The 7,515-nt window shown below is 71.8% G+C and carries 6 protein-coding genes; 2 read left to right on the top strand and 4 right to left on the bottom strand.

What is annotated here, in order from left to right; genetic code table 11:
• Window positions 1–173: 173 nt before the first annotated feature.
• Window positions 174–1,367, bottom strand: a complete 1,194-nt coding sequence (gene nadA, locus ACFWGJ_RS39400) for a quinolinate synthase NadA (protein WP_387333777.1) — start codon at window positions 1,365–1,367, stop codon at window positions 174–176.
• Between the two features lie 330 nt (window positions 1,368–1,697).
• Between nadA and ACFWGJ_RS39395 the strand changes: the two genes are divergently transcribed.
• Window positions 1,698–2,054, top strand: coding sequence for an iron-sulfur cluster assembly accessory protein (locus ACFWGJ_RS39395; protein ID WP_107018256.1), 357 nt, complete (start codon window positions 1,698–1,700; stop codon window positions 2,052–2,054).
• A 121-nt stretch (window positions 2,055–2,175) separates the two neighbouring features.
• Here the strand turns inward: ACFWGJ_RS39395 and ACFWGJ_RS39390 are convergent, their stop codons facing one another.
• Complete coding sequence (locus tag ACFWGJ_RS39390) at window positions 2,176–3,744, bottom strand: hypothetical protein (RefSeq protein WP_387333776.1); 1,569 nt, start codon at window positions 3,742–3,744, stop codon at window positions 2,176–2,178.
• 206 nt (window positions 3,745–3,950) lie between these two features.
• Complete coding sequence (locus tag ACFWGJ_RS39385) at window positions 3,951–4,196, bottom strand: hypothetical protein (protein WP_387333775.1); 246 nt, start codon at window positions 4,194–4,196, stop codon at window positions 3,951–3,953.
• Between the two features lie 183 nt (window positions 4,197–4,379).
• Here ACFWGJ_RS39385 and ACFWGJ_RS39380 point away from each other — a divergent pair, with 183 nt between their 5' ends.
• On the top strand, window positions 4,380–5,354 hold the full coding sequence (locus tag ACFWGJ_RS39380) for a carbohydrate kinase family protein (RefSeq protein ID WP_387333774.1): 975 nt from the start codon (window positions 4,380–4,382) through the stop codon (window positions 5,352–5,354).
• 553 nt (window positions 5,355–5,907) lie between these two features.
• Here ACFWGJ_RS39380 and ACFWGJ_RS39375 read toward each other — a convergent pair.
• Window positions 5,908–7,305: a cysteine desulfurase/sulfurtransferase TusA family protein gene (locus ACFWGJ_RS39375; RefSeq protein ID WP_387333773.1), complete on the bottom strand. Its 1,398-nt coding sequence runs from the start codon at window positions 7,303–7,305 to the stop codon at window positions 5,908–5,910.
• Window positions 7,306–7,515 lie beyond the last annotated feature (210 nt).

Raw genomic sequence — 7,515 nt, 5'->3', positions numbered from 1 at the left:
CCCCTTGAGGGGCGCGGGGAACTGCGCGACCAGCCCCCACCGGCCCGCACCCAACAACCCGGCCCAAGCCACCCACCCCCCAAGGGGCGCGGGGAACTGCGCAGTCTTTTGTTTTTAGGGGCGCGGGGAACTGCGCGATCAGCCCCCACCGGGCCGCAGACGAACGGCTACGGCTACGGCAGCGCCAGCATCCGTTCAAGCGCCAGTTTCGCGAACTGTTCCGTCTCGCGGTCGACCTCGATGCGGTTCACCAGGTTCCCCTCCGCCAGGGACTCCAGCGTCCAGACCAGGTGCGGCAGGTCGATCCGGTTCATCGTCGAGCAGAAGCAGACCGTCTTGTCGAGGAAGACGATCTCCTTGTCCTCGGCCGCGAAGCGGTTCGCCAGACGGCGCACCAGGTTCAGCTCCGTGCCGATGGCCCACTTGGAGCCGGCCGGAGCCGCCTCCAGCGCCTTGATGATGTACTCCGTGGACCCCACGTAGTCCGCCGCGCTGACGACCTCGTGCTTGCACTCGGGGTGCACCAGTACGTTCACGCCGGGTATCCGGGCGCGGACGTCCTCCACCGACTCCAGCGAGAAGCGGCCGTGCACCGAGCAGTGCCCGCGCCACAGAATCATCTTCGCGTCGCGCAGCTGCTCGACGGTCAGGCCGCCGTTCGGCTTGTGCGGGTTGTACAGGACGCAGTCGTCGAGCGACATCCCCATGTCCCGCACGGCCGTGTTGCGGCCCAGGTGCTGGTCGGGAAGGAACAGCACCTTCTCACCCTGCTCGAACGCCCACTCCAGCGCCCTCTCGGCATTGGACGACGTGCAGATCGTGCCGCCGTGCTTGCCCGTGAACGCCTTGATGTCCGCGGAGGAGTTCATGTACGAGACGGGTACGACCTGCTCGGCCACCCCCGCCTCGGTCAGCACGTCCCAGCACTCGGCGACCTGCTCGGCGGTGGCCATGTCGGCCATCGAGCACCCGGCGGCCAGATCGGGCAGGACGACCTTCTGGTCGTCGGAGGTCAGGATGTCCGCCGACTCGGCCATGAAGTGCACACCGCAGAACACGATGTACTCGGCCTCGGGGCGCGCGGCGGCGTCCTTTGCCAGCTTGAAGGAGTCGCCCGTGACATCCGCGAACTGGATGACCTCGTCGCGCTGGTAGTGGTGACCGAGCACGAACACCTTGCTGCCGAGCTTCTCCTTGGCGGCCCGGGCGCGCTCCACCAGATTCGGGTCGGACGGCGAGGGCAGGTCACCGGGACACTCGACGCCGCGCTCGCTCCGCGGGTCGGCCTCGCGGCCGAGCAGCAGCAGGGCGAGGGGCGTCGGCTGTACGTCGAGTTCCTGGGTCTGGGCGGTGGTCACGACACGCACCCTTTCTGTTCTGCGGCTCGCTTGGACCGTCCGACTGGACCGATCAAGCAGGACACGCCTTTTCGTCGAAATGACGCTATCTATCATAACCGCTTCACGTCACGTTGACGATGCCCATAGCGTCCATGTGACGTGAATCCCGTGCGGGTCGCCGCGAGACCGTCGACGTGTGTCCATCAGGGTTGTCCACAGGTCGTTTTCCGCTTCCGGGCGGGTGTGCGAGCATGAAGAGAGAAGACAAAGACTCGACGCCCGGCCCGGAATGAATCCGCGGCCCCGCCGGTTGGAACCGTCGGCAAGCAGTCTCCGTACAACCCGGGAGAGAAGCAGATGTCCGTATCGGACGAGACCACCACCGTGAGCGACGGCATCCTCCTGTCGGACGCCGCCGCGGCCAAGGTCAAGGGCCTGCTGGAGCAGGAGGGCCGCGACGACCTGGCGCTGCGCGTCGCCGTCCAGCCCGGCGGCTGCTCCGGCCTGCGGTACCAGCTCTTCTTCGACGAGCGCTCCCTCGACGGCGACGTCGTCAAGGACTTCGGCGGTGTGAAGGTCGTCACCGACCGCATGAGCGCTCCGTACCTGGGCGGTGCCTCCATCGACTTCGTGGACACCATCGAGAAGCAGGGCTTCACGATCGACAACCCGAACGCGACGGGCTCCTGCGCCTGCGGCGACTCGTTCAGCTAGTCGGCCTGCCATGGCCCCGTAAGCCATGGCGACAGTGAAAGGCGGCGCCCCCTCCAACGGGGCGCCGCCTTCCGCGTTCCCGGACCGACGGCGACCGTCAGGCCATCGGGCCGCCCGGCCGTCAGCCGGTCCGGTCGGGCAGGTCCTTCTCCTGAGGTACGGCCTTGCCGTCCGAGCCGACCACCTTGCGGTCCCCGAGCGGCTTGTCGAGGTCGACCTTCTCGTGGAAGACCTTGGCGATCATGATGCAGACCTTGTCCTTGTCCGGCTTGTCGGTGACCTCGACCGTCACCTCGCCGCCGCTCTCGTCCGCCGAGGCCGAGTAGTCGCTGCACACACCGCCGGTGAAGCGCACGGTCAGTTCCCTGCCGTCCGCGCTGTAGCCCTCGACCCGTACGTCCCGGGTCCCGGGCGCCGTGCCCGTCCCACCGCCGGGTTCGCTCGTGCGCGGGCTCGGCGGCCCGGTCGGGCTGCCGCTCGGCTCGGCCTCCGGCGGCTTCGGTGAGGTCAGGTACTTCGGGTCGACCGCGGGATGGGTGACGGTGAAGGTGTCGTCGGCCCCCGAGGGCCGTACCTCGAAGAGCCAGGACGGCACCAGCGCCTGCCGGCCGTCCACGAAGTGCGCGGCGAGCCCGAACACCGCGTCCTCCACGACGACCGGATCGGACTTCGGCGCCGTGCCCGACGCCTCGCACGGCTTCTCGTCCCGGTCCTTCAGCGGTACGGGGCTCGCGCAGCCGCCGATCCCCACGCGCCCGTCACCGGTCCCGGACCCGTTCAGCAGACCGAGCGTCCTCTCCGCACCGATGACGGGGTACGTGTCCGTCTTCGCCGGGGTCTTCACCTGGCCGCTGCCGCCCACCACCTGGCCGTCCGGGCCGATCTGCACGCCGGTCGTCCAGCCGTAGGTCGGCAGTCCGCCCACCTTCGGCTCCGCGTTCACCACGCGCACGGCGTCCATCAGCTGGCCGGCGTCGAGCTTCGCGTCGTCCTGGCCGACCGCCTTCAGGACCGGCGAGGCGGCCTTCTTCGCGGCGGCGGCGCTCACCGGGTCCACGTCGGCGCCCTTGGCGCTCTCGCTCCCGCCCGCGGGCCCGCTCCTGTTCGCGCACGTGGTGGTGCCCTTGCAGTTGTCGGTGCCGGGGGCGAAGCGGCTGAACGTCCAGGTGCCGGGCGCCTGCCTGCTGACCCGCAGTCCGGCCCCGAAGCCGTCCTTCGTGGCGCCGACCTTCCAGGCGTCGCCCTCCGCCTTCGGGGTGCCCTCCACCCCCAGCGCCTCGGCGAGCTTCGCCACCTCGGCGGCCGTGACCGTGCCCTTGGTCCGGTAGACGGCCGCGGAGGAGGGGCCGTCCGGCAGCTCGCCCTCGGCGCGGTAGGTCACGCCGTTCGGGTCGGGCTCACCGGGCGCGATGCCGTCCGTGCCGCCGGAGCCCGCGCTGCCGCTGCCCGTACCGCTCTCCGTGTAGCCGTCGAGGGCGAGGAGCGGCGGGTTCCCGTCGCCGCGCGGCGAACCGGAACTGTCCCTGCCGCCGGAGCCGCCGGCCGCGGTGGCTGCGAAGTACGCGCCGCCGCCTCCGACGAGGAGCACGGTGGCCGCCACCGAGGCGACGGCCACCGGGGAACGCCGTCGGCGCGGCTTGCCCTCGTCGGCGGCTTCGGCCGCTTCGTTGTCGGGTCGCTCGCTGTCCACCGCATTGCTCCTTCTGCCACGCCGTCGCCCCACGGGACCCCCCTGACCGGATCGGTCCTGATCAGGGCAGAGCGGGGTCGTATCCTGCCTCCCCTTTACGGGGGACAGCGATGGGACGCGGCGGGGGAGCGTGCGGTTCCCTTCAGGGGGAGCGGGTTCGCGACCGGCGGGCCTTCGCCGTCCCGCGCGCCTTCGCCGTGCGGGTCCTAGTCGCCGTAGTCGGACATGCCGTCCAGCAGGCGGGCGGAGGCCGGCGGCACGGTCACCCCGTGGATGAGTGCCGGGGACACCGGGCGGGCAGTGATCCGGGCGGGGGCCTCCCAGTGCGGGACCATCCGCGCGCAGTCGCCCCGCAGCTCCGCGAGACCGCCTCCGCGTCCTTCGAGGCCCTCCACGGCGTCGAGGGCTTCGAGACCGAGCGGGGCGTCGCCATGGATCTTGAGGTTCGTCATAACGGAACCGTATGCACCGGAAGCCGGATGAAAAAGCCCTACTATCGGGTAGTTTTGCCCGCTTCGCAGTTCAGGACTCCAGCGGACTCCGGTGACGACTCCAGTGGGACCCCACCGTCGGCCGTACGCCGACCCGATAGCGTGAACTGTCAATCCCCCTCCTCGCAGGAGTGTGTCCTAGCCGTGCGTATCGCTGTCTCGGGCTCCATCGCCACCGACCACCTCATGACCTTCCCCGGCCGCTTCGCCGACCAACTGGTCGCGGATCAGCTGCACACGGTCTCCCTCTCCTTCCTGGTCGACAATCTGGACGTACGCCGGGGCGGCGTGGGCGCGAACATCGCCTTCGGCATGGGCCAGCTCGGCTCGTCGCCCATCCTGGTCGGGGCCGCGGGCTCCGACTTCGACGAGTACCGGGCCTGGCTGGACCGGCACGGCGTCGACACCGAGTCCGTCCGGATCTCCGAGGTGCTGCACACCGCGCGCTTCGTCTGCACCACGGACGCCGACCACAACCAGATCGGCTCCTTCTACACGGGCGCCATGAGCGAGGCCCGCCTCATCGAACTCAAGAAGGTCGCCGACCGGGTGGGCGGGCTCGACCTCGTCCTCATCGGCGCGGACGACCCCGAGGGGATGCTCCGGCACACCGAGGAGTGCCGGACGCGCTCGATCCCGTTCGCCGCGGACTTCTCGCAGCAGATCGCGCGCATGGACGGTGACGAGATCCGGCTGCTGCTCGACGGGGCGACGTACCTCTTCTCGAACGAGTACGAGAAGGGGCTCATCGAGTCCAAGACGGGCTGGAGCGACGCGGAGATCCTGTCGCGGGTCGGTCACCGGGTGACGACGCTGGGCGCGCGGGGCGTGCGCATCGAGGCCGTCGGGTCCGACCCGATCGAGGTCGGCGTTCCGGAGGAGACCGCGAAGGTCGACCCGACCGGGGTCGGGGACGCCTTCCGGGCGGGGTTCCTGTCGGGGCTCGCGTGGGGGGTCGGGCACGAGCGGGCGGCGCAGGTCGGGTGCATGCTCGCGACGCTGGTCATCGAGACGAAGGGGACGCAGGAGTACCAGCTGCGGCGGTCGCACTTCCTTGACCGCTTCACGAAGGCGTACGGGCATGACGCGGCGACGCAGGTCCAGGGGCATCTGGCTTAGGGCCGTTGCCCCGGGTCCGGAGTGGCTTGGGCTGTATCTCGCCCCAGGCGGGCGGGGGCGGGCCGCGCAGTTCCCCGCGCCCCTGGGGGGTGGGGGTGAGGCTGCGCTGTTCCCAGCGCGCGGGGGAGGCGTACGGCCAAAGATTGCGCAGTTCCCCGCGCCCCTGGGTTCTGCGGGTTGGGTGGCGTGAGGTCAAGGATTGCGCAGTTCCCCGCGCCCCTGGGTTCTGCGGGTTGGGGGGCGTGAGGTCAAGGATTGCGCAGTTCCCCGCGCCCCTGACGGGTGGGGGCGGGGATGGGGCGCAGCCCCTCCCCGAGGGGCGCGGGGAACTGCGCGGCCAGCCACGACGTGCCCGCAGTCGCCGACGCACCACGCCACCCGAGCCCGGGGGCGTCCGCAGGGCGGCGGGCCGCGCCACCCGGGCCCGGGGGCGTCCGCAGGGCGGCGGGCCGCGCCACCCGAGGCCGGCGGCGTACGGACGGCGGCGGGTCGTGGCGCCCGAGTGCCGGAGCGCCTGCGCAGCGGCGGGCCGTCGCGGGCGGGTGCCGCCGGGCTAGAGGGTCACCCGGCGGACCAGGTACGCCGTACCGCGGGACGCCGGTTCCGCGCCCGCGTACTCCTGCCCCCGCATCTCGCACCACGCCGGAATGTCCAGCCGCGCAGCCTCGTCGTCCGAGAGGACCCGGACCGTGCCGCCGAGAGGGATTTCGGTGATCACCTTGGCGAGTTCGATCACAGGGATCGGGCAGCGCTTGCCGAGGGCGTCCACGACGAGCGCGTCCGGGACCCCGGAGGGCGACTCCGGGGCGGCGGCACCCGCCGCGGGAGCGCCCAGCTTCTCGCGGACCGCGGCGACCGTGCGCGGCAGGACGGCCAGGAAACGGTCCACCTCCTCCGCCGGAGTGCCGAGCGGCAACGACACCCGCACATTGCCCTCGCTCAGTACCCCCATCGCCTTCAGCACATGGCTGGGCGTCAGCGTGCTGCTCGTACAGGACGATCCGGACGACACCGAGAACCCCTCGCGGTCCAGCTCGTGCAGCAGTGTCTCCCCGTCGACATAGAGACAGGAGAAGGTGAGGAGATGGGGCAGCCGGGTGACCGGATCGCCCACCACCTCCACGTCCGGGACCAGTTCGGGCACCCGCGCGCGGATCCGGTCCGTCAGCTCGCGCAGCCGGACCGACTCGGCGGCGGCCTCGGCCCGTACGGCCCGCAGGGAGGCCGCGGCGGCGACGACGGCCGGGATGTTCTCGAAGCCCGGGGCGCGCCCCGACTCCCGCTCGTCGGCGGGGCCTTGAGGCGCGTACCGCACCCCCTTGCGTACGGCGAGCAGGCCGACGCCGGCGGGCCCGCCCCACTTGTGGGCGCTGCCCGTCAGCAGTGACCAGCCGCCCTCGACCGGGCCCCAGGCGAGCGACTGCGCCGCGTCCACCAGCAGCGGTACGCCCGCCGCGCGGCACGCCTCGGCGACCTCGGCCACGGGCTGGCGCGTGCCCACCTCGTGGTTGGCGGACTGGAGGCAGGCGAGCGCGGTGTCGGGGCGCAGGGCGTCCGCGTACGCGTCGGGGGAGACCGCGCCTGTTCGCAGAATCGGTACTTCGGACACCGTTCCGCCGGCCTGGCGGTGCGACTCCGCCGAATGGAGTACCGAAGAGTGTTCGACGGCGGACACGATCAGGTGGCGTCCGACGCGGTGCCGGCCGGCGAGCGCGCCGGCGATTCCCGTGTGCACGGCGCGGGTGCCGGACGTCGTGAACGTCAGCTCGTCCGGGCGGCAGCCGATCGCCTCGGCGGCGGCCTCACGGGCGGCGTCCAGGAGGAGCCTGGCGCGCCTGCCCTCGCGGTAGAGGCGGGCGGGGTCCGCCCAGCCTTCGTCGAGCGAGGCGTGCAGGGCCTGGCGGGCGACGGGGTGGAGGGGGGCGGACGACGCGACGTCGAAGTAGGACACACCGCTCACGCTATGCGGTGGCCTCCGGCGGGGGTAGGCGGGGCCGAGGCCGGCACGTCGGCCGCGGACCGGTGGGAGCCGTTCGCGCAGTTCCCCGCGCCCCTAATGGGACGAGGTGCGGGCGGTTGTGGTTCGGCTGCCGGCCGGTGGGGGCTTGTCGCGCAGTTCCCCGCGCCCCCAAAAGACCGGGGCCGGGGCGAAGCCCCGCCC

The sequence above is a fragment of the Streptomyces sp. NPDC060205 genome (assembly GCF_042728395.1).
Classification (GTDB): domain Bacteria; phylum Actinomycetota; class Actinomycetes; order Streptomycetales; family Streptomycetaceae; genus Streptomyces.
The sequence above is the reverse complement of the archived record's forward strand: the minus strand, read 5'-3'. Positions and strand labels throughout refer to the sequence as shown.

Excerpts from the sequence above, each read along its gene's own strand:
- ACFWGJ_RS39385 (WP_387333775.1), bottom strand. The coding sequence starts at position 4,196 with ATGACGAACCTCAAGATCCATGGCGACGCCCCGCTCGGTCTCGAAGCC.
- ACFWGJ_RS39395 (WP_107018256.1), top strand. The coding sequence starts at position 1,698 with ATGTCCGTATCGGACGAGACCACCACCGTGAGCGACGGCATCCTCCTG.